Origin of the sequence: Enterobacter sp. BIDMC92 (genome assembly GCF_001030225.1) — a bacterium.
GTDB classification, from domain to species: domain Bacteria; phylum Pseudomonadota; class Gammaproteobacteria; order Enterobacterales; family Enterobacteriaceae; genus Enterobacter; species Enterobacter sichuanensis.
The window spans coordinates 3,246,859-3,268,339 of the sequence record NZ_KQ087598.1 but is presented as its reverse complement, the minus strand read 5'-3'; the positions used below and the strand labels follow the sequence as shown (position 1 = coordinate 3,268,339).

Below are 21,481 nucleotides of genomic sequence, written 5' to 3'. Positions count from 1 at the left end.
TCATTTTTATCATGAAACTGATGACAGAAATATGACAGCGGGAAACGATCGTGGCGGGAAGGCTATCAGGGATCATGTCGATCCCTGATGATTAACGTTAATTTGAGTTAGATGTTTGTTTAATTATTGTTGCTTTTTGCCCGGAAGATAGCGATCGAACAGGCCTATTATTCTGTCACTCAGTGGCGTCATCAGACACCACGGCAACGCAATCAGCGCAACGGAGAGCGAACCGACGGCAATATCGCTGAACCAGTGGGCGCCAATCATTACGCGCGGGAAGGCAAAAACCACAAAAATAATCAGGGCTATTGCAAAGGCTTTCCTGCCGAAATAGCGAAGCATAATTGCGGAAAAAATAAGCAACATCATCCCGTGATCGCCGGGGAAACTGTCCTTCGACGCGTCTTTTGTCGGAATATGCAGCAGCTCGCTGACGCGATAAATATCGGTGAAGAATAGCGTTGGGCTTGAACGTTTAACCGGAATAATCGCGGTAGCCAGCTGGTTAATGATGACCGCGAACAGCAGCATCACCAGACCGATAATCAGAATGCGTCGACGTCCCGCGTTATCGGCTTTCAGCCAGAATGAGAGCATCAGGCAGCCCATGGCCAGCAGAGAGAAGCCGTCGAAGGCGCGGTTGTTGGTGAGAGCCACCAGCCACAGGAAGGCGTTGCTCTTAACCAGCTCCTGGTTGAAGAAGTGAAAAATGGTCGAATCCAGCGGGAACCAGAAACCATGATTCGCCGGGATATACCAGGAGAAGAAAAGCGCCAGACCGGCGACATTAAGCAGTAATATCAGGGGAAATCGCGTTGTCATAACATTCAGCATAGAGTGAAAACTGGGGCAACGTTAGCCGCCCGAACTTAAACGAATCTTCAACAGGCTGGACTGCAGGGCATTCCAGTCGGTGTTAACCGCACTAATTAACTCTATACGGCTGTCTGGCGGCGCCACGTTTTGCGTTTCAATGAAGAAATCGTCGCCCTGGCGGTTAATCCGTACCAGTCCATCCGGCGTGCGCATAATCCCTTTCACGCGATCGACGGGGGCAAGTCTGGCCCACTCCAGGATCCCTATGGTGTCGAAGACCGTTTCAGCATCAAAGATCCATCCGCAGGCCTGATATCCCTGACCGCTATTCAGATTGCGGCGCCAGCGCTGATGCTCCGGCAGACTGAGGGCAGCCAGACCCTGCTTAACCGGATGACTGTGCGCGTGCTCCGCGCTGGCGGGCAGCTCGGTGAGGTTCAGACGAGGAAGATCAAGCAGGGCGCTGTCTATTTTCCCCTGGGTGGTCTGTACCCGCGTACGATTACCGCCGAAATGCTGCCACCACGCTTCCAGTGCCGCCTGACTTTCAGCCGTGGCGCGATCTTCTTTATTGGCGACGATAATGTCAGCCGAGGCGAGCTGGTCGCGGAAGTTCTCATTGGCGACGGCTTTTTCATCGAGCAACAGGCGTGGATCGAGCAGACACAGGGTGGCGCGCAGATCGATCCACGGCTCGTAAACCGGGGCGGTCAGTAGATCGAGGATCTGCTTCGGGTGGCCCAGTCCGGTGGGTTCAATCAGCAGGCGGTCGGGTTTGCCCTGACGCAGCAGCGTGTTGAGTCCCACCTGCATTGGCAGGCCATTGACGCAGCACATGCATCCGCCGGGGATCTCTTTAATCAGCGCGCCGCTGGATGACAGCAGTGCGCCATCAATGCCTACCTCGCCAAATTCATTGACCAGCACGGCCCATTTCTCGGCTGGATCTTTAGTTGCCAGCAGGTGAAGAATGGAGGTGGTTTTTCCGCTGCCGAGAAAACCGGTGATGAGGTTGGTTTTGGTCACGTGCGCTCCGGGAGAGAAGGGTGATGCGATAACACTGTTCTCTTATCCTGACGAAAAACGTGACCAATGAGAAGGGGAAGGGCGAACGGAGACCCTTTCCGTTCGCGTTAAGCGCAATAATCGTTAAATATTTAACGTTTCAATAACAGCCTGACGCGCGCCGTGGCGGCTGATACGCTGGTAGGCCTGGTTAACCGCCTCAACAAAAATGCGGTTTTGCGCCAGATCGTGACCAAAGACTTCACTCAGCCCCAGCAGCGCGTTGACGCGATCGGCCTCGTCGCTGGCATCAACAACCGCACGGATTTTATCGCTGAGGGGATCGCGAACATCAATCGCGTTGCCACGGTCGTCGGTGCCGCTGACGTAGCGTATCCAGCCGGCCACGCCGAGCGCCAGCAGTGGCCACGGCGTTTTTCGCTCAAGATGGATGCGGATCCCGTCCAGCATGCGCTGGGGCAGTTTCTGGCTACCGTCCATCGCGATTTGCCAGGTACGGTGCTGGAGAGCCGGGTTCGCAAAGCGTTCGAGCAGGCTATCGGCGTAGGCGGTGAGGTCGACATCCTGAATACGTAATGTGGGCGCCTGTTCGTCGAGCATGAGCCGACGGGCGGCATTACGGAAAGAGGGATCCTCCATACATTCATTAATGTGCGCATAGCCCGCGAGATACCCGAGATACGCCAGGAAAGAGTGGCTGCCGTTGAGCATGCGTAATTTCATCTGCTCCCACGGCAGTACATCCTGCACCATCTGGACACCTGCCACTTCCCACTCGGGACGGCCCGCGACAAAGTTATCTTCCACCACCCACTGAATAAACGGTTCGCAACTGATGGCGCACGGATCTTCAACGCCGAGCGCTTCGGTGATTTCCGCAAGCGAAGCGTCAGTCGCGGCGGGGACAATCCTGTCGACCATCGTGCCCGGAAAACTGACGTGGCTTTCGATCCACTCCGCCAGCGCAGCGGAACGTTTTTGCGCCATGCCCAGCACCGCGTTTTTCACTACGTGCCCGTTATCCGGGATATTGTCGCAGGAGAGCACGGTAAAGGCGGGCAGGCCACGCTCGTGGCGGCGATGGAGTGCTTCGACCAGAATCCCCGGGGCAGAATGCGGTTCAGACGGATTTTCAAGGTCGTGGACGATCCGCGCGTTGTGCAGATCCAGTTTACCGGTCGCAGGATCGATGCAATAGCCTTTCTCGGTGATGGTGAGCGACACAATCGCGACCTGCGGCTCACAAAATTTCTCAATAATGGCGGACAGGGAGTCCAGCTTTGCGTTCAGGCATTCATGGACGGCGCCGACGATAATCGGCTGATTGCCTTCAGCACCTTTCTCCAGCACGGTAAACAGATGATCCTGCGCGCGCAGCTGGCTCATCAGCACATCACCGCTGAAGAGGCTGATCTCACAGATCCCCCAGTCGCCGCCTTTTTCATTCAGCACCCGGTTTGTTAACAAGGCCTGGTGCGCGCGGTGAAAGGCACCAAAGCCAAAATGAACGATGCGGGAGCGTAATTGCGCGCGATCGTAGCGAGGTTGCTGAACGTGAGCAGGAAGCGAGGTGGAGGCAATTGTCTTCATGAAATACACACCTGATTAACCATTAATTAACAATGCCAGTGTAAAGTTATATGACAGCAAATTAAATTGGTGAGCCGTAAATATCCCGGTTCTGTGAGTTTGATCAATCAATGTGTGGTGGTGTATTGACCCCTCATGGCAAACATGTATGGTAGTCGTCATCGTAGGAACACATATTGGTATAACAACTTGGGGGTGGGGTAATGGAACAAACCTGGCGTTGGTACGGGCCGAACGATCCGGTTTCTCTTGATGATGTGCGTCAGGCTGGCGCAACGGGTGTTGTCACGGCACTGCATCACATTCCTAACGGTCAGGTCTGGCCGGTGGAGGAAATTCAACAGCGCCAGGCGCTGCTGGCGGAGAAGGGATTAACCTGGTCTGTCGTGGAAAGTATTCCGGTTCATGAGGATATCAAAACCCATACCGGGGAGTATCAGACCTGGATTGCGAACTATCAGCAGAGCATTCGTAACCTTGCGGCCTGCGGCATTGATACCGTCTGCTATAACTTCATGCCGATCCTGGACTGGACGCGCACTGACCTTGAATATCAGATGCCGGACGGTTCAAAAGCGCTGCGTTTCGATCAGATTGCCTTTGCGGCATTCGAACTGCACATTCTGAAGCGCCCGGGCGCCGAAGCGGACTATACCGCGGAAGAGCAGCAGCAGGCGCTGGCGTGGTTTAACGCGGCAAGCGACGCGGACATTGAAAAGCTGACCCGCAATATTATTGCTGGCCTGCCGGGTGCTGAAGAGGGATACACGCTGGATCAGTTCCGCGCGCGTCTGGCGGAGTACGGCGATATTGATAAGCACCAGCTGCGTGAAAATATGGCGTACTTCCTGCGCGCCATTGTTCCTGTGGCGGAAGAGGTTGGGGTTCGCCTGGCCGTACACCCGGACGATCCACCGCGTCCGATCCTCGGCTTGCCGCGTATCGTCTCCACGATTGAAGATATGCAGTGGCTGAAGGAGACGGTTAACAGCATCTACAACGGTTTTACCATGTGTACCGGCTCCTACGGCGTGCGTGCGGATAACGATCTGGTGCGGATGATTGAAACCTTTGGCGATCGTATCCACTTCACGCATCTGCGTGCGACCTGCCGTGAAGAGAACCCAAAAACCTTCCACGAAGCCGCGCACCTGGGCGGTGATGTGAATATGGTTGCGGTGGTGGACGCTATTCTGGCGGAAGAGGTGCGTCGTAAGCAGGCGGGCGATGTACGTCCTATTCCATTCCGTCCCGATCACGGCCACCAGATGCTCGACGATCTGCGTAAGAAAACCAACCCTGGCTATTCGGCAATTGGCCGTCTGAAAGGGATGGCGGAAGTGCGCGGTGTGGAGCTGGCGCTGAAGATGACGAAGTATCCGGAGCTTCTGTAAGCGAAATTACCGGGTGGCGGCTTCGCCTTACCCGGCCTACAAAAACACAAAAACCGGCTTCAGGGCCGGTTTTTCGTAGGCCCGGTAAGCGTAGCGCCACCGGGCAAAAGCCGCAATCAGTCAGCACGACCCATATAGCGTTTTTCTTCGATATGGATGCGGATTTTCTCGCCCGCTGAGAGGTATTCCGGTACCTGCACAACCAGACCGGTTGTCAGGGTAGCCGGTTTGTTGCGGGCGCTCGCAGATGCGCCTTTGATGCCTGGTGCCGTTTCAACGATTTCCAGATCGACAGTCTGAGGCAGTTCCAGCGCCAGCAGCACGCCATCCCATGTCAGAACCTGCATATCAGGCATACCGCCTTCAGGAATGAACAGCAGCTCTTCTTCAATCTGATCTTTGGTGAAGATGTACGGGGTGTAATCTTCTTTGTCCATGAATACATATTCGTTGCCGTCGATGTAGGAGAAATCAACGTAGCGACGGGTCAGGGTCACGGTATCAACGATATCGTCACCTTTAAAGCGCTCTTCCACTTTCAGGCCGGTACGGACATCGGCGAAACGCATTTTGTACAGCGTTGCTGCGCCACGGGCGCTCGGGGCCTGAATGTCGATATCTTTCACAATCAGCAATTTGCCGTTGTAATTCAGTACCATACCTTTCTTAATTTCGTTCGCTCTTGGCATTGCAGTAATCCTGTTTACGGGAGGTAAAAAATATCGCGCCAAATTACTCGTGCGCGGCCTTTCAGGCAAGAGGAATTCGTGGCTTTTGCTATCAATACACAAAAGGTGTTACTGTGCGCGCGATGCCCGACTGAGCGGGCGTTCGTCAGCGAAGAGAGCATTTATGGATTGCCGTCCAGATTGTGGCGCGTGCTGTACTGCACCGTCCATTTCAAGTCCCATTCCAGGAATGCCCGAAGGCAAGCCTGCCAATACCCGCTGCGTTCAGCTCTCAGAGACTAACCTGTGTATGATCTTTGGCTCACCGTTGCGCCCGAAGGTCTGTTCCGGGCTTCAGCCCTCAGCCGAAATGTGCGGCACCACGCGCGAGCAGGCGATGACGTACCTGCTTGAGCTGGAAGCGCTCACCGCGCCTTAAACGTCTTTAATCTTCGCCAGACAGCCAAGCGTCAGCGTGCACATCACCAGCGCAATCCAGAACACGGTGTGATAGTTCCAGATCTCAGCCACGACGCCGGCCATTGAACCGGCGATAATCCAGCCCACGCGGGTGGTATTGGTATACAGGGTCGTGGCGGAACCTGCCTGGCCCGGCATCAGATCCTGGAAGTAGAGCATGCCTATCCCGGCGAGAATGCCGATATAAATGGCGTTCAGCAGCTGTAAAGCCAGCAACAGCCCCGGCGTGTGAACCGTCAACATACCAATATAGAACAGCAGGCCAGCGACGGCGGCTATGCGCATTAAAAAACGCTTTCCGAAACGCTTCGCGTAGTAACCCGCGATGAGCATGGTCGGGATCTCAAGCCCGGCGGCGGTGCCCATCATAATGCCCGCCAGCTTTTCCGGCAGATGCAGTTCATCAATAATAAACAGCGGCATGTTGATGATATACAGGCTATTGGTGCCCCACATCAGCGTGCAGATAATAAAGAGAAGCAGGGCATCGCGGCGGTTACGGCGCGGGGCTTCCAGCACACCCGTTGCCACTTTGGGCTCTTTGCGCATTGACGGCAGAAAGAACCACACCAGCGCGCCGCAGACGACAAACGCAACGGCCGCACTCAGGTACATCACCGTAAAGCCAAAACCCATCGCCAGCGCGTAAGCCAGCGGCGGCCCTATCACCCATGCCAGCGACACCTGAGCACGCATAACAGAGCTGAACATCACCGCTTCGCGTCCGGTATGGTCGGCGTGCTCGCGGGCAAGGGCGAACATCTGTGGGTTCGCCGTCGAGCCAAAGCTGCTCAGGAACACGCCGATGAACAGCAAAATAAAATAGTTACGGTTCCAGGCAAACAGAACGCAGGCCAGTACACCGAGCAGGCAGCAGAAGACGATCAGACTTTTACGATCGCCTTTTCTGTCGGAACGCCCTGCCAGAAACTGGCTGACGAGGATACCGATGATGGCGCTTCCGGTAAAAAAGAAGCCGACCATTGCCGGACGGGCGTGGACTTCATTGGTCAGAAATAAACTCAGCGTCGGCGTCTGTAACGCACCGGCAATACCCGTGAAGAAGGCAACAATGAGGAATGCCGCAGAGGTCAAATCAAAGGGCTTCGGCGAGGCAGCCGCAGGGGTGTTATGCATGTTTTATAATTAGCGAGTAACAGAGAGGGAGCGGAGTTTACGCCGTCAGCTAAAAAATAAACAGTGGCTGCGGTCAATGATGCCACGAAAAATCAAAATGGCATTTCATCTTGCATCCTCCCCGGCTGACCTTAGCTGAAACTGACTTGCTGAACTTCAGCAAAATTCAGCTGAAGGAATAAGAAATGTGCTGTATCTCTAAATTCTGACATCAGAAATACGAGTTTACTTGCAAGGAATTGCAGAAAGCGCAAGACTTTTTGAAACGTTTCAGCGCTATCTTGTTTTAACAAACGGAGCAGGCTAGCGCATTTTTTCTCATTTAAGCTGAAACGATTCAAGTTCAGCAGGAGAGGAGAACCATGTTCCAGTTATCTGTTCAGGATATCCACCCGGGCGCTCAGGCCGGGGATAAAGAAGAGGCTATTCGCCAGGTTGCCGCTGCACTTGTGCAGGCGGGTAACGTCGCGGACGGCTACGTAAACGGCATGCTGGCGCGCGAACAGCAGACCTCAACCTTCCTCGGCAACGGCATTGCCATTCCGCACGGCACGACGGACACCCGCGATCAGGTGCTGAAAACCGGCGTTAAGGTTTATCAGTTCCCGCAGGGCGTGCTCTGGGGCGAGGGGCAGGTGGCCTATGTGGCTATCGGTATCGCGGCCAGCAGCGACGAACACTTAGGCCTGCTGCGTCAGCTGACGCACGTCCTGAGCGATGACGCGGTGGCTGAACAGCTCAAATCCGCCACGACAGCGGAAGAGCTGCGCGCCTTGCTGATGGGCGAAAAACAGAGTGAAGCGCTGAAACTGGATAATGAAACGCTGACGCTGGACGTGGTGGCCTCCGACCTGGTGACGCTGCAGGCGCTAAACGCGGGTCGCCTGAAGGAAGCCGGCGCGGCGGATGCCACCTTCGTAACGCGCGTGATCAACGATAAGCCGTTGAATCTGGGTCAGGGTATCTGGCTGAACGACAGTGCTGAAGGCAACCTGCGCAGTGCTATCGCCGTGAGCCGCGCGGCCAGCGCGTTTGACGTAGACGGTGAACGTGCAGCCATGCTGGTGACCGTGGCGATGAACGATGAACAGCCGGTTTCCGTGCTGAAACGTCTGGGCGATCTGCTGTTGAACAACCAAGCTGAAAAACTGCTGAACGCTGATGCCTCCACCGTGCTGGCACTGCTGACCAGTGATGATGCGCTGACGGATGACGTGCTGACCGCAGAGTTCGTGGTGCGTAACGAACACGGCCTGCATGCCCGTCCCGGCACCATGCTGGTGAATACCATTAAACAATTCGAAAGTGAGATCACCGTGGCGAATCTTGATGGCACGGGCAAACCGGCCAACGGCCGTAGTCTGATGAAAGTTGTCGCGCTGGGCGTGAAGAAAGGTCACCGTCTGCGTTTCACCGCGCAGGGTGCGGATGCTGAACAGGCGCTGAAAGCAATTGGCGATGCCATCGCCGCGGGTCTGGGGGAGGGCGCATAATGAGCAGACGTGTTGCGACTATTACGCTGAACCCGGCTTATGACCTGGTGGGGTTTTGCCCGGAAATTGAGCGCGGCGAAGTAAACCTCGTGCGTACCACTGGCCTGCATGCTGCGGGTAAAGGGATTAACGTCGCGAAAGTGCTCAAGGATCTCGGTATCGATGTCACCGTGGGGGGATTCCTCGGTAAAGATAACCAGGATGGTTTCCAGCAGCTGTTCAGCGAGCTGGGCATTGCTAACCGTTTTCAGGTTGTTCAGGGCCGTACCCGTATCAACGTTAAGCTGACGGAGAAAGACGGTGAAGTAACCGATCTGAACTTCTCCGGCTTTGAGGTGACTCCATCCGACTGGGAGCGTTTTGTGAACGATTCCCTGACCTGGCTGGGCCAGTTCGACATGGTATGCGTCAGCGGCAGTCTGCCGTCCGGCGTGAGCCCGGAAGCGTTCACCGACTGGATGACGCGCCTGCGCAGCCAGTGCCCATGCATTATTTTTGACAGCAGCCGCGACGCGCTGGTTGCGGGTCTGAAAGCCTCTCCATGGCTGGTGAAGCCAAATCGCCGTGAACTGGAGATCTGGGCCGGTCGTAAGCTGCCAGAATTAAAAGATGTGATTGACGCTGCCCATGCGCTGCGCGAGCAGGGTATCGCTCATGTGGTGATTTCGCTTGGTGCAGAAGGGGCGTTGTGGGTTAACGCGTCCGGCGAATGGATCGCCAAACCGCCATCGGTTGACGTTGTCAGCACCGTTGGTGCAGGGGATTCCATGGTTGGCGGCCTGATTTATGGTCTGCTGATGCGTGAATCCAGTGAACATACTTTACGTCTTGCCACCGCCGTTGCAGCCCTGGCCGTCAGCCAGAGCAATGTCGGTATTACCGATCGTACCCAGTTAGCCGCGATGATGGCGCGCGTTGACTTAAAACCTTTTAACTAACAGCAGGAGAGGAATAATGAAAACGCTGCTGATCATTGACTCCGGTCTCGGACAGGCTCGCGCCTATATGGCGAAGACCCTGCTGGGCGCGGCGGCACAAAAAGCGCATCTGGAGATTATCGATAATCCAGGTGATGCAGAACTGGCCATTGTCCTGGGCGATAAAATCCCGGCTGACAGTGCGCTGAATGGCAAAAAAGTGTGGCTGGGCGATATTAATCGTGCGGTGGCCCACCCGGAACTGTTCCTGAGTGAAGCGAAAGGTCATGCGTCTGTTTACAGCGCGCCTGTTGCCACGGCACCGGTTACTGCAGCAGGACCGAAACGCATTGTCGCGGTGACGGCCTGTCCGACGGGGGTGGCTCACACCTTCATGGCGGCTGAAGCCATTGAAACCGAAGCGAAAAAACGCGGCTGGTGGGTAAAAGTTGAAACGCGTGGCTCTGTGGGCGCGGGCAACGCAATCACCCCTGAAGAAGTGGCGGAAGCCGATCTGGTGATTGTGGCGGCGGATATCGAAGTGGATCTGGCGAAATTTGCCGGTAAGCCAATGTACCGTACCTCAACCGGCCTGGCGCTGAAAAAAACCGCGCAGGAGTTTGATAAAGCGCTGGTGGAAGCGAAGCCGTATCAGGCTACCGGTACCACGCAGACCGCGACGGAAGGGAAGAAAGAGTCAGCTGGCGCCTATCGTCACTTGCTGACCGGTGTCTCTTACATGCTGCCAATGGTGGTCGCGGGTGGTCTGTGTATTGCGCTCTCGTTCGCCTTTGGTATTACGGCGTTTAAAGAACAAGGGACGCTGGCTGCAGCACTGATGCAGATCGGTGGTGGTTCTGCGTTCGCGCTGATGGTACCTGTTCTGGCGGGCTTTATTGCCTTCTCCATCGCTGACCGTCCTGGCCTGACGCCGGGACTTATCGGCGGTATGCTGGCCGTAAGCACCGGCTCCGGCTTTATCGGCGGTATTATTGCCGGTTTCCTGGCGGGTTACGTCGCGAAGCTTATCAGCGCGAAGCTGAAGCTGCCGCAGAGTATGGAAGCGCTGAAACCGATTCTGATTATCCCGCTGATTTCCAGTCTGGTGGTCGGGCTGGCGATGATTTACCTGATTGGTAAGCCGGTTGCAGGCATTCTCGCGGGCCTGACTCACTGGCTGCAAACCATGGGTACTGCGAATGCGGTACTGCTGGGTGCGATCCTCGGGGGCATGATGTGTACCGATATGGGTGGCCCGGTGAACAAAGCGGCGTACGCTTTCGGTGTTGGTCTGCTGAGTACCCAGACCTACGCGCCGATGGCTGCCATTATGGCCGCAGGTATGGTGCCTCCGCTGGCACTGGGTCTGGCAACGATTATCGCGCGTCGTAAATTCGACAAAGCGCAGCAGGAAGGGGGTAAAGCGGCGCTGGTACTGGGTCTGTGCTTTATCACCGAAGGGGCGATTCCATTCGCCGCCCGTGATCCAATGCGTGTTCTGCCGTGCTGTATCGTTGGCGGCGCGGTGACCGGCGCTATCTCCATGGCGATTGGCGCAAAACTGATGGCACCACACGGCGGTCTGTTTGTCCTGCTGATCCCTGGCGCCATCACACCGGTACTGGGTTACCTGCTGGCGATTGTTGCGGGTACGCTGGTAGCTGGTCTCTCTTACGCGGTGCTCAAACGTCCTGAAGCGGACGTGGTGGCGAAAGCGGCGTGATATAAATCCTCTCTCCCAGGGCAGAGAATTCTCTGCCCTTTTTTATTTCTTCATTTTGTGCCCTGTCTCTCAGGTTTTCCTGCCTTCCCGAATTATATCCGCTAAAAAATGTGATTCTGTTCATAACTACTTGCTTTAGCGCTTGCAGCCAGATTCCGTTTGATCAAAACATGCGCAACACAAACACATGTTTGTTTGCAAACATAAGCTCTAATAGATTTTGATGTCGTTAATCGCGACATCATTACTATGGCAATGCTTTGCCGGAGGGGGTGCTATGCGCAAAAAGGAATACATAGTAACAATCGGTTCAGCCAATATGGATGTGGCCGGATATTCACATGATTCACTCAATTATGCTGACTCCAATCCAGGGCGGATAAAATTTTCTCCCGGCGGCGTGGGAAGAAATATTGCTCATAATCTTTCATTGCTGGGTAAAGCATCATGGCTACTCACTGCCGTAGGCCAGGATTTTTACGGTGAAATGTTATTAACACAAACCCGTCAGAGCGGTGTCCACGTAGAAAAAAGTCTGTGTGTGCCCGGTGAAAATACATCCTGTTATTTATCACTGCTCGATAATACGGGTGAAATGTTAGTGGCTATCAATGATATGAGTATTTCCGAACATATTTCTGCCCGTTTTTTAACGCAACATGCCGATTTTATTCATCACGCATCAGCAGTTGTAGCCGACTGTAATATCAGTGAGGAGGCGCTGGTCTGGATACTCGAAAATGCCGGCGGCGTACCGGTATTCGTAGACCCGGTATCCGCCTGGAAATGTATCAAAATTCGCAATTATCTCGACAAAATCCACACGCTGAAACCCAACCGACTGGAAGCCGAAACCCTCAGTGGGATTGCGCTTTCCGGACGTGACGACGCTGCGGATGTTGCCGCCTGGTTCCATGCGCATGGGCTAACGCGGCTGGTACTGAGCCTGGGGGGGGATGGTGTTTACTACAGTCACGCCAACGGGGAGCATGGGTGGGCATTACCTGTTAAAACGCAGGTCATTAATGTGACCGGTGCAGGCGACGCCATGATGGCCGGGCTGGTCTCCTGCTGGGTAGATGGTTTGTCATTTATTGATTCCGTACGTTTCGCGCAGGGGTGCTCATCCATGGCGCTTGCCTGTGAATATACCAACAACCCTGATTTATCTGTTGAAAACGTTATTTCCTTACTGGAGAAATCCGCATGTCTGAATTAACACTGAATGCTGAATTACTGCAAATCTCACCAGAGGTACAGGACGCGCTTAAAAATAAAAAGCCGGTCGTCGCGCTCGAATCCACCATTATTTCTCATGGGATGCCTTTCCCACAAAATGCACAAACGGCAATTGAGGTCGAACAAACCATTCGTCAGCATGGCGCTGTTCCGGCAACTATTGCCATTATTGGCGGAATAATGAAAGTAGGCTTGAGTAAAGATGAAATTGAGTTATTGGGGCGCGAAGGGCACAGCGTCACAAAAGTCAGTCGCCGGGATTTACCGTTTGTCGTAGCAGCCAAAAAAAATGGTGCAACAACGGTTGCCTCCACCATGATTATTGCGGCGCTGGCCGGAATTAAAGTTTTTGCAACCGGGGGAATCGGTGGTGTTCATCGTGGTGCTGAACGCACGTTTGATATTTCTGCCGATCTTCAGGAGCTGGCACATACCAATGTCACGGTGGTGTGTGCGGGCGCGAAATCTATTCTCGATCTGGGGCTCACCACCGAATATTTAGAAACTTTTGGTGTCCCGCTAATTGGCTACCAGACAACCTCTCTTCCGGCATTTTTCTGTCGTACCAGTCCATTTGACGTGAGCATTCGTCTCGATACCGCAGAAGAGATTGCCCGCGCCATGCTCGTGAAGTGGCAGACGGGTCTGAACGGCGGACTGGTGGTGGCCAATCCGATTCCTGAATCGTTCGCTATGGCAGAAGGCAAAATTAACGCAGCCATCGATCAGGCGGTACGAGAAGCTGAAGAGCAGGGCATCGTGGGCAAAGAAAGCACGCCTTTCCTGCTGGCCCGGGTGGCCGATCTGACCGGTGGCGACAGCCTGAAGTCCAACATCCAACTGGTCTTCAACAACGCCGTGCTGGCCTGCGAGATAGCGAAAGCCTATCAACGTCTCGCCTGTTAAAGCCGTTCAGTCAGCATGCTGTCGACCACCAGGGGCAAACACAACTGAGGCCCGGCGACAACGCCGGGTTTACTGGCATGAAAGGAATTCGTTATGGATATCATGAGAAGTGTTGTGGGGATGGTAATTTTACTGGCAATTGCGTTCCTGTTGTCAGTCAATAAAAAGCGTATCAGCCTGCGTACCGTGGGGGCTGCGCTGGTTCTGCAGATCGCCATCGGTGGGATTATGCTCTATTTTCCTCCCGGTAAATGGCTTGTTGAGCAGGCCGCGCTGGGCGTACACAAAGTCATGTCCTACAGTGATGCAGGGAGCGCATTTATCTTTGGCTCGCTGGTAGGGCCGAAAATGGATGTTCTGTTTGATGGGGCGGGGTTCATCTTCGCGTTTCGTGTGTTACCTGCCATTATTTTTGTCACCGCCCTGATCAGCCTGCTCTATTACATCGGCGTGATGGGGCTGCTTATCCGGTTTCTTGGCGGTATTTTCCAGAAAGCACTGCACATCAGTAAGATCGAATCCTTTGTTGCCGTGACCACCATCTTTCTCGGGCAAAACGAGATCCCGGCAATTGTGAAGCCGTTTATTGAGCGTCTTAACCGCAATGAACTGTTCACCGCGATCTGTAGCGGCATGGCATCGATTGCTGGCTCGATGATGATTGGTTATGCCGGAATGGGCGTGCCGATTGATTATCTGCTCGCCGCATCGCTGATGGCCATTCCGGGTGGGATCCTGTTTGCGCGTATCCTCAGCCCGGCGACGGAAGCGTCAAACGTCTCTTTTGATAACCTGTCATTCACTGAAACCCCACCGAAAAGCATTATTGAAGCTGCCGCGAGCGGGGCGATGACCGGGCTAAAAATTGCTGCGGGTGTTGCAACGGTAGTGATGGCGTTTGTCGCTATCATTGCGCTGATCAACGGCATGATTGGCGGTATTGGTGGCTGGTTTGGTTACGAACACGCCACCCTTGAAGGGATTTTTGGTTATGTTCTGGCTCCGCTGGCCTGGATTATGGGGGTTGACTGGCATGAAGCAACGCTTGCCGGAAGCCTGATCGGTCAGAAGCTGGCAATCAATGAGTTTGTGGCCTACCTCAATTTCTCACCGTATCTGCAAACGGCAGGATCTCTGGATGTAAAAACCATCGCTATTATCTCTTTCGCCCTCTGCGGTTTCGCCAATTTTGGATCCATTGGCGTTGTCGTCGGCGCATTTTCCGCTATTGCGCCACAGCGGGCACCCGAAATAGCGCAGTTGGGAATGCGGGCCCTGGCAGCAGCCACGCTTTCCAATCTCATGAGCGCGACGATTGCGGGCTTCTTCATCAGTTTATAAAGAATGACCCAGGCATCATGCCTGGGTTGTATTGAGCAGATAGAGGGCGTTATTAGCTGAAAGGGCAGGATTATTGAGGCTGACGCTGGCGCGTGATAAGGCAGCACATGCCATCGCGAAATTCGCACCGTCACGAAAATCGCTCCCTTCCAGAAAACTATAGAGAAGGCCCGCCATAAAACCGTCATCCGCGCCAAAACCGTCCACGACAGGATGCGCAGGCGGGAAAAGACGAAATTGTTCGCCATTTTTCTGGCTACAAAAAACCGATTCATCCTTCATGTAAACATACACATGCTGAACCCCTTGCTGATGCAGATAATCCGCTGCGCGGGCCAGGTCAGCATCGGTAATGACGGGATTGCCCCAGAGGATCTCAAGTTCCTTTTGGGTCGGCTTCAGGGTATGGATCCGCGAATACCAGGTCTTAATTTTTTCCGCTTTGAATTCAGAAACGGTATCAATAAAGACCGGAATATCATCCGCGATGGTAAAGACCCATTCAATCGCTTCCGGGGTGAGGTTGCAATCGGCAAGTATCACCCCGGCGTGACGGAGCAGATCCCGCGAGTTGTCCAGCAGTTGCGGCGTCAGCTTTTGCAGAATCTGTATATCGTTTATCGCCAGCACCGTTTCATCCTGCTGGTTTGCGACGGAGAGGTAGGTTGACGTGTTATGTCCGTGTAAGCGGATACAGCTGGAGACATTTACCCCCGCCTGACGCGTTTGCTCCAGCAGTGTTTCGCCGTAAAAATCACTGCCTACCGCTGAAATTAAATGGACGTCTCTTCCCAGCAAGGCAAGATTATGCGCGATATTACGGCCCACGCCGCCAGCGGAACAGTGAATGCTGCCCGGATGAGAGGCAGATTGCGGATAGTGGATTTCCGCCGTGCCGCGAATATCCATATTGATGGCGCCGACCACCACGCAATACTCCCGTTCGGTGAGGATATATCCTTTACCTTTGATCATCCCCTTGCGCATCAGATCCATAATATGTGCCGCGACACGCGAACGGCTGATCTGCAAAATATCGGCGATTTCGTTTTGCTGAATAAGGGGATTACGCCGCAGGATCTTGAGTATCTGCTTCTCTCTTTCGTTCATTCTTACGCAACCACCTGTTCTGTCTGCTGTGCTTTCAGCCAGGCAATCTCTTCCGCCCAGATATCCGGGTTAATGGTTTCCAGCACCATGGGGATCCCATCGAAACGGGCATCCTGCATGATAAAGCGGAACGCATCATGGCCGATATTACCTTCGCCCAGGCTGTGGTGGCGGTCAACGCGGCTGCCAAAGGCGCTTTTCGCATCGTTCAGGTGCATACCGCGCAGATACTTAAAGCCTACAATGCGCCCGAACTCGTCGAAGGTGTTTTTCGTGGCCTCGGTGGTGCGCAGGTCATAACCGGCGGCAAAGGCGTGGCAGGTATCAATGCACACGCCCACGCGGGATTTATCTTCCACCCCGTCAATAATGGCCGCCAGATGTTCAAACTTAAAGCCGAGGTTGCTGCCCTGACCGGCGGTATTCTCAATCACCGCCGTCACGCCTTTAGTTTTATCCAGGGTGATGTTGATGGATTCGGCAATGCGCGCCAGACAGGCATCTTCATCGATCTGCATCAGATGGCTACCCGGATGGAAGTTCAGCAGCGTCAGCCCCAGCTGTTCGCAGCGCTGTACTTCATCGAGAAACGCTTCGCGGGACTTCTCCAGCGCGTCCTGTACCGGATGTCCGAGGTTGATCAGGTAGCTGTCATGGGGGAGGATCTGACCCGGCCCGTAGTGGTATTTCTCACAGGCGGCTTTGAAATCATCAATCACATCCGTGGTGAGCGGCGCGGCGCGCCACTGGCGCTGGTTTTTGGTGAACAGGGCGAAAGCGGTCGCCTCAATTTCGGCGGCGCGAATGGCAGCATTGGCAAGGCCACCTGCAGCGCTGACGTGCGCTCCAACATATTTCATAAAGGGACTCCTGTTAAACCCACCATCGAAAAGGGCAATAATAGCGGATCTAAAAGGGGTTTACGTTATTGAATATGCAGTCCGTTGATGATGAGACCTTTAATATATGGCGTTCGCTGGAAGGTCTGCCGGACAGTTTGGTACAGTAGCCATTCTTGATCGGGGGCAATGGCGTCTCTGGATGAGATCGTATCAAACGGCATGTAGAAAGCAGGAAGCAGTGTAAGCCGTTCGAGTTGTTTCTCGTATTCGATTTCAGGAATGGGGAGTTGGATATCCCTTTTTAGCCCTGGATCATCATAGAACGATATCCAGTCATCCAGCAGTGTTCTATCGCCCGTTATAGCCGTGTAATTAATAAGCGCTATTGAGTAGGCGTCACGCTCCGCACCGTAGCATCGTTCGTTGGCTTGCAGATGTAAATTCCAAAGTACCTTTCTTCTTACTTCAATGGGTTGTGACTGGAGCCAGAGATCAAACCATTCTGATGGGTTTATTTCACGCTTTTCAAACTGTCGGCAAAACCGAAGACGATGCTCAAGCACCGCTTTGGCTTGAAGTTGTGTCTGCATTGGCGTATCGCCTGACCCGGCGAAAGCCGGAAATTGCAAAATGATGATTAATGGCAGGAGAGTTTTATAGTGCATGATCCATGCACCTCCAGAACATACGGTCTTCACCAATAGAGGATGTTTGTGCGTCAATCACAATTTCTAGCAGTTTTCTTCGTTGTATATCCTGAATACTGCGAAAAGCTAACTGCAATTTTTCCCAGTCATAAGTTGCAATGTTGTAAGCACTGACGCTTGATCCTAACCCATGTAGTCACCACGCCCGGCAAAGATCTGAAACAGTGGAACGCCTGCCAGGAGTGTGGTCAGGATACTGGCTGATCTTGATATCTCTTCCATCTTTCGCAGGGCTTCAACTGTACGCTGGCTGGGTATAAAGCCCGTGATATCGCAAAATCCTCCCATCGCCATCCTCTTCCTTAAATTGACACAAAGACAAACAGTTCAGCAGAGATTATTCATCTCCACTGAGCTGTTGATGGCAATTAGGAATTTTTCAGATTTTATTAATGTTTTTGGAATCATTGCATTAACGCATCACGCTGTGCACCAGCAGGTTAATCGCGCCGCCACCGACAATCAGCCAGATGAAAAGCACCAGCGCCATCAGCAGCGGTTTCGCACCGGCTTTTTTCAGCGCACTGACGTGGGTGGTCACCCCCAGCGCCGCCATGGCCATCGCCAGCAGCACGGTATCCAGCGTCACCAGCATATCGACCACGGCTTTCGGCAGCAGGTGGAAGGAGTTGAAAATCGCCACCACGATAAACAGGATCGCAAACCACGGAATGGTGATTTTACTTTTCTCGCTGCCGCCCGCCGGAGCCAGCTGTTTAACCCGCGCGGCCAGGAAAATCAGGAACGGCGCGAGCATCATCACGCGCAGCATTTTTGCAATCACCGCCGCGTTTTCAGCTTCCGGATTAATCGCATGACCTGCTGCGACCACCTGAGCCACTTCGTGCATGGTTGAGCCAATATAGATGCCATAGGTTTCCGGGCTAAACCAGTGGGCCACCAGCGGATACATCGCCGGGTAGAGGAAAATCGCCACCGTACCGAAGATCACTACCGTCGCCACCGCCACGGTCACTTTGCTGGCTTCGGCCTTCACGACAGGTTCCGTTGCCAGTACCGCCGCAGCGCCGCAAATACTGCTGCCTGCGCCGATTAACCAGCTGGTCTGCTTATCCAGACCAAAGACTTTCTGGCCGATAAAGCAGGCCAGTAAAAAGGTACTGGTCAGGGTCAGGACATCGATGGCGATCCCGCTGACGCCAACGTCGGCAATCTGCGAAAAGGTGAGACGAAAGCCGTAGAGAATGATCCCGAGACGCAGCAGGTGCTGTTTGGCGAAGATCACGCCGCCGTCACAGGATTTCCAGATATGTGGGTAAACGGTGTTACCCACGACCATGCCGAGCAATATCGCCAGCGTTAAGGCGCTAAAACCTGCGCCGGCAACGGCGGGAATGCTTCCGCCCCATAACGCCACGCCGGTCACCGCGGCGCTGAGCGCAAGACCCGGCACGAAGTGCCACAATGTACGATGATGCTGTAAGGTGAGTTCTGACATAACCTTCTCCTTTGTCTGGCTAAAGGTTACGGCGCTCTGGCTTAAAAATAAAATTGATTATATACTTATAATCAATCTATATAAGTGGTAAGCAATCATGCACATTACATTGCGCCAGCTGGAAGTCTTTGCCGAAGTGCTGAAAAGCGGGTCGACGACGCAGGCATCGCAGATGCTGGCGCTCTCGCAATCAGCGGTCAGCGCAGCTCTGACCGACCTCGAAGGTCAGCTGGGCGTTCAGCTTTTCGACAGGGTAGGGAAGCGCCTGGTGGTCAACGAGCACGGGCGCCTTCTCTACCCGCGCGCGCTGGCCTTGCTGGAGCAGGCTATCGAAATCGAACAGCTGTTCCGCGAAGACAACGGCGCGATCCGCGTCTACGCCAGCAGCACCATCGGGAATTACATCCTGCCGGAAGTGATTGCCCGCTACCGTCGGGATTTTCCCACCCTGCCGCTGGAAATGAGCGTCGGTAATAGCCAGGACGTCATCAACGCGGTGATCGATTTCCGCGTGGATATCGGTCTCATCGAAGGTCCCTGCCATAACGTCGATATCATTGCCGAGCCCTGGCTGGAGGATGAGCTGGTGGTCTTTGCGTCCCCGGCCTCGTCTTTATTACAGGGCGAAGTGACGCTGGAGCGGCTGGCGCAGGCGCAGTGGATCCTGCGTGAGCAGGGCTCCGGCACGCGGGAAATTGTCGATTACCTGCTGCTGTCCCACCTGCCGCATTTCCAGCTGGGGATGGAGCTGGGGAATTCAGAGGCGATTAAGCACGCGGTACGTCATGGCCTTGGCATCAGCTGTCTTTCACGGCGGGTCATTGCTGAGCAGCTTGAGACGGGGTCGCTGGTGGAAATTGCCGTTCCGCTCCCGAAACTGGTGCGCACGCTGTGGCGCATTCACCATCGTCAGAAACACCTCTCCAGCTCGCTGCAGCGTTTTCTGCGCTATTGCGAAATCTAAACGCGTCCCTCACCCCAAAGGGGAGAGGGAAAAATTATGCTTTACTTATAATCCTGGCCGCGTCATGAAGCTCTCTTATAACTGAGTATTTCTGCCGGAAGGAATCCGGATCGTCTGCTACAATCGCGCCTCATTTATTAAATGGACAGCATTTTCATATGGTTTCAGAAATTAAAACCACAGAAGCGCCCACGCTCCGTCGTGAACTCAAGGCGCGTCACCTGACGATGATCGCCATTGGCGGTTCAATCGGTACAGGTCTTTTCGTTGCCTCTGGTGCAACGATTTCGGCAGCAGGCCCGGGTGGGGCGCTTTTCTCTTATATCCTGATTGGCCTGATGGTGTACTTCCTGATGACCAGTCTGGGCGAACTGGCCGCGTACATGCCGGTGTCAGGTTCGTTTTCGACCTACGGTCAAAAATACGTTGAAGAAGGTTTCGGCTTCGCGCTGGGCTGGAATTACTGGTACAACTGGGCGGTCACCATCGCCGTTGACCTCGTCGCTGCACAGTTGGTGATGAACTGGTGGTTCCCGGATACGCCGGGCTGGATCTGGAGCGCACTGTTCCTGACCGTCATCTTCCTGCTGAACTACATCTCCGTGCGCGGTTTCGGCGAAGCAGAATACTGGTTCTCTTTGATCAAAGTGGCAACCGTCATCATCTTTATCGTCGTCGGTGTGGCGATGATCGTTGGTATTTTCAAAGGTGCTGAACCTGCGGGCTGGAGCAACTGGACAACAGGCGATGCGCCGTTTGCCGGTGGTCTTTCGGCAATGATTGGCGTGGCAATGATTGTCGGCTTCTCCTTCCAGGGGACTGAACTGATTGGTATCGCTGCCGGTGAGTCAGAGAACCCGGAAAAAAATATTCCGCGTGCGGTTCGTCAGGTCTTCTGGCGTATCCTGCTGTTCTACGTGTTCGCGATCCTGATTATCAGCCTGATCATTCCATACACCGATCCAAGCCTGCTGCGCAATGACGTCAAAGACATTAGCGTCAGCCCGTTCACGCTGGTCTTCCAGCACGCCGGTCTGCTGTCTGCGGCGGCAGTGATGAACGCCGTGATCCTGACCGCCGTGCTTTCTGCCGGTAACTCCGGGATGTACGCGTCCACCCGTATGCTCTACACCCTGGCCTGCGACGGTAAAGCCCCGCGTATCTTTGCGAAACTGTCCCGCGGCGGTGTTCCACGTAACGCGCTGTACGCAACAACGGTAATCGCCGGTCTGTGCTTCCTGACCTCCATGTTTGGCAACCAGACGGTATACCTGTGGCTGCTGAACACCTCGGGGATGACGGGCTTTATCGCCTGGCTGGGGATTGCCATTAGCCACTACCGTTTCCGCCGTGGCTATGTCAAACAGGGCTATGACATTAACTCGCTGCCGTATCGTTCCGGCTTCTTCCCGCTGGGTCCTATTTTCGCCTTCATTCTGTGTCTGATTATTACGCTGGGACAGAACTATGAAGCGTTCCTGGCGGATACCATTGACTGGGGCGCCGTCACGGCAACCTACATTGGTATTCCGCTGTTCCTCGTCATCTGGTTTGGTTACAAACTGACGAAAGGAACACACTTCGTTCGCTACAGTGAAATGGAATTCCCGGAACGATTTAAACAATAACCGCACTCCCTCTCTTTTAACCCGCTCATTCGAGCGGG

At 54.2% G+C, this 21,481-nt stretch carries 19 protein-coding genes; 10 read left to right on the top strand and 9 right to left on the bottom strand.

The window, feature by feature from the left end; genetic code table 11:
• Positions 1-123: 123 nt before the first annotated feature.
• From SP99_RS15315 to SP99_RS15305, 3 genes are all read right to left on the bottom strand, one after another.
• A complete protein-coding gene (locus SP99_RS15315; RefSeq protein WP_164881271.1) occupies positions 124-825 on the bottom strand; it encodes a phosphatase PAP2 family protein in 702 nt (233 codons plus the stop codon).
• A gap of 33 nt (positions 826-858) precedes the next feature.
• Complete coding sequence (locus SP99_RS15310; RefSeq protein WP_047959119.1) at positions 859-1,845, bottom strand: CobW family GTP-binding protein; 987 nt, start codon at positions 1,843-1,845, stop codon at positions 859-861.
• A 123-nt stretch (positions 1,846-1,968) separates the two neighbouring features.
• Positions 1,969-3,435: a mannitol dehydrogenase family protein gene (locus tag SP99_RS15305; RefSeq protein WP_047959118.1), complete on the bottom strand. Its 1,467-nt coding sequence runs from the start codon at positions 3,433-3,435 to the stop codon at positions 1,969-1,971.
• Positions 3,436-3,638: 203 nt separating this feature from the next.
• Here SP99_RS15305 and uxuA point away from each other — a divergent pair, with 203 nt between their 5' ends.
• Positions 3,639-4,829, top strand: a complete 1,191-nt coding sequence (uxuA, locus tag SP99_RS15300) for a mannonate dehydratase (protein ID WP_047959117.1) — start codon at positions 3,639-3,641, stop codon at positions 4,827-4,829.
• A gap of 116 nt (positions 4,830-4,945) precedes the next feature.
• Here the strand turns inward: uxuA and yeiP are convergent, their stop codons facing one another.
• Entirely contained in the window at positions 4,946-5,518 is a 573-nt protein-coding gene (gene yeiP / locus SP99_RS15295) for an elongation factor P-like protein YeiP (protein ID WP_008500940.1), read from the bottom strand.
• Positions 5,519-5,681: 163 nt separating this feature from the next.
• Here yeiP and SP99_RS15290 point away from each other — a divergent pair, with 163 nt between their 5' ends.
• Complete coding sequence (locus SP99_RS15290; protein ID WP_025756276.1) at positions 5,682-5,936, top strand: YkgJ family cysteine cluster protein; 255 nt, start codon at positions 5,682-5,684, stop codon at positions 5,934-5,936.
• Here SP99_RS15290 and setB read toward each other — a convergent pair.
• Positions 5,933-7,114: a sugar efflux transporter SetB gene (gene setB / locus SP99_RS15285; protein ID WP_047959116.1), complete on the bottom strand. Its 1,182-nt coding sequence runs from the start codon at positions 7,112-7,114 to the stop codon at positions 5,933-5,935. The two genes, SP99_RS15290 and setB, sit on opposite strands and share 4 nt — an antisense overlap.
• A 362-nt stretch (positions 7,115-7,476) precedes the next feature.
• On the opposite strand from setB, the gene fruB reads away from it, so the two are divergent.
• The 6 genes from fruB (at position 7,477) to SP99_RS15255 (ending at position 14,733) form a co-directional block, all read left to right on the top strand.
• The gene (fruB, locus tag SP99_RS15280) at positions 7,477-8,607 is read left to right on the top strand and encodes a fused PTS fructose transporter subunit IIA/HPr protein (RefSeq protein WP_047959115.1); all 1,131 of its coding nucleotides are present in this window, start codon (positions 7,477-7,479) and stop codon (positions 8,605-8,607) included.
• Complete coding sequence (gene fruK, locus SP99_RS15275) at positions 8,607-9,545, top strand: 1-phosphofructokinase (RefSeq protein WP_014170919.1); 939 nt, start codon at positions 8,607-8,609, stop codon at positions 9,543-9,545. Before fruB ends, fruK begins: the two co-directional genes overlap by 1 nt.
• Before the next feature lie 16 nt (positions 9,546-9,561).
• Complete coding sequence (fruA, locus tag SP99_RS15270; RefSeq protein WP_047959114.1) at positions 9,562-11,247, top strand: PTS fructose transporter subunit IIBC; 1,686 nt, start codon at positions 9,562-9,564, stop codon at positions 11,245-11,247.
• A gap of 277 nt (positions 11,248-11,524) precedes the next feature.
• Positions 11,525-12,466: a pseudouridine kinase gene (locus SP99_RS15265; RefSeq protein WP_047959113.1), complete on the top strand. Its 942-nt coding sequence runs from the start codon at positions 11,525-11,527 to the stop codon at positions 12,464-12,466.
• A complete protein-coding gene (locus SP99_RS15260; RefSeq protein ID WP_025756272.1) occupies positions 12,454-13,392 on the top strand; it encodes a pseudouridine-5'-phosphate glycosidase in 939 nt (312 codons plus the stop codon). Before SP99_RS15265 ends, SP99_RS15260 begins: the two co-directional genes overlap by 13 nt.
• Before the next feature lie 93 nt (positions 13,393-13,485).
• Positions 13,486-14,733, top strand: coding sequence for a NupC/NupG family nucleoside CNT transporter (locus SP99_RS15255; protein ID WP_047959112.1), 1,248 nt, complete (start codon positions 13,486-13,488; stop codon positions 14,731-14,733).
• Positions 14,734-14,748: 15 nt separating this feature from the next.
• Here the strand turns inward: SP99_RS15255 and SP99_RS15250 are convergent, their stop codons facing one another.
• From SP99_RS15250 to SP99_RS15235, 4 genes are all read right to left on the bottom strand, one after another.
• On the bottom strand, positions 14,749-15,843 hold the full coding sequence (locus tag SP99_RS15250) for a sugar kinase (protein WP_047959111.1): 1,095 nt from the start codon (positions 15,841-15,843) through the stop codon (positions 14,749-14,751).
• A gap of 2 nt (positions 15,844-15,845) precedes the next feature.
• Positions 15,846-16,703, bottom strand: a complete 858-nt coding sequence (nfo, locus tag SP99_RS15245) for a deoxyribonuclease IV (RefSeq protein WP_047959110.1) — start codon at positions 16,701-16,703, stop codon at positions 15,846-15,848.
• Between the two features lie 65 nt (positions 16,704-16,768).
• A complete protein-coding gene (locus tag SP99_RS15240; RefSeq protein ID WP_047959109.1) occupies positions 16,769-17,350 on the bottom strand; it encodes a hypothetical protein in 582 nt (193 codons plus the stop codon).
• 454 nt (positions 17,351-17,804) lie between these two features.
• Entirely contained in the window at positions 17,805-18,851 is a 1,047-nt protein-coding gene (locus tag SP99_RS15235) for a YeiH family protein (RefSeq protein WP_047959108.1), read from the bottom strand.
• Positions 18,852-18,948: 97 nt separating this feature from the next.
• Here SP99_RS15235 and yieE point away from each other — a divergent pair, with 97 nt between their 5' ends.
• Both yieE and SP99_RS15225 read left to right on the top strand, forming a co-directional pair.
• Positions 18,949-19,815 (top strand): DNA-binding transcriptional regulator YeiE, encoded by an 867-nt coding sequence (gene yieE / locus SP99_RS15230; RefSeq protein ID WP_047959107.1) that lies wholly within the window; start codon positions 18,949-18,951, stop codon positions 19,813-19,815.
• Positions 19,816-19,973: 158 nt separating this feature from the next.
• Positions 19,974-21,443 carry an amino acid permease gene (locus SP99_RS15225; protein ID WP_025756267.1) on the top strand — a complete coding sequence of 490 codons (1,470 nt, stop codon included), beginning with the start codon at positions 19,974-19,976 and terminating at the stop codon, positions 21,441-21,443.
• The last annotated feature ends 38 nt before the right edge of the window (positions 21,444-21,481 follow it).

Bases quoted from the DNA above. Each gene is read 5' to 3' on its own strand.
- SP99_RS15315 (WP_164881271.1), bottom strand. From the start codon at position 825: ATGACAACGCGATTTCCCCTGATATTACTGCTTAATGTCGCCGGTCTG.
- SP99_RS15305 (WP_047959118.1), bottom strand. From the start codon at position 3,435: ATGAAGACAATTGCCTCCACCTCGCTTCCTGCTCACGTTCAGCAACCT.
- uxuA (WP_047959117.1), top strand. From the start codon at position 3,639: ATGGAACAAACCTGGCGTTGGTACGGGCCGAACGATCCGGTTTCTCTT.
- yeiP (WP_008500940.1), bottom strand. From the start codon at position 5,518: ATGCCAAGAGCGAACGAAATTAAGAAAGGTATGGTACTGAATTACAAC.
- SP99_RS15290 (WP_025756276.1), top strand. From the start codon at position 5,682: ATGGATTGCCGTCCAGATTGTGGCGCGTGCTGTACTGCACCGTCCATT.
- setB (WP_047959116.1), bottom strand. From the start codon at position 7,114: ATGCATAACACCCCTGCGGCTGCCTCGCCGAAGCCCTTTGATTTGACC.
- fruB (WP_047959115.1), top strand. From the start codon at position 7,477: ATGTTCCAGTTATCTGTTCAGGATATCCACCCGGGCGCTCAGGCCGGG.
- fruK (WP_014170919.1), top strand. From the start codon at position 8,607: ATGAGCAGACGTGTTGCGACTATTACGCTGAACCCGGCTTATGACCTG.
- fruA (WP_047959114.1), top strand. From the start codon at position 9,562: ATGAAAACGCTGCTGATCATTGACTCCGGTCTCGGACAGGCTCGCGCC.
- SP99_RS15265 (WP_047959113.1), top strand. From the start codon at position 11,525: ATGCGCAAAAAGGAATACATAGTAACAATCGGTTCAGCCAATATGGAT.
- SP99_RS15260 (WP_025756272.1), top strand. From the start codon at position 12,454: ATGTCTGAATTAACACTGAATGCTGAATTACTGCAAATCTCACCAGAG.
- SP99_RS15255 (WP_047959112.1), top strand. From the start codon at position 13,486: ATGGATATCATGAGAAGTGTTGTGGGGATGGTAATTTTACTGGCAATT.
- SP99_RS15250 (WP_047959111.1), bottom strand. From the start codon at position 15,843: ATGAACGAAAGAGAGAAGCAGATACTCAAGATCCTGCGGCGTAATCCC.
- nfo (WP_047959110.1), bottom strand. From the start codon at position 16,703: ATGAAATATGTTGGAGCGCACGTCAGCGCTGCAGGTGGCCTTGCCAAT.
- SP99_RS15240 (WP_047959109.1), bottom strand. From the start codon at position 17,350: ATGCACTATAAAACTCTCCTGCCATTAATCATCATTTTGCAATTTCCG.
- SP99_RS15235 (WP_047959108.1), bottom strand. From the start codon at position 18,851: ATGTCAGAACTCACCTTACAGCATCATCGTACATTGTGGCACTTCGTG.
- yieE (WP_047959107.1), top strand. From the start codon at position 18,949: ATGCACATTACATTGCGCCAGCTGGAAGTCTTTGCCGAAGTGCTGAAA.
- SP99_RS15225 (WP_025756267.1), top strand. From the start codon at position 19,974: ATGGTTTCAGAAATTAAAACCACAGAAGCGCCCACGCTCCGTCGTGAA.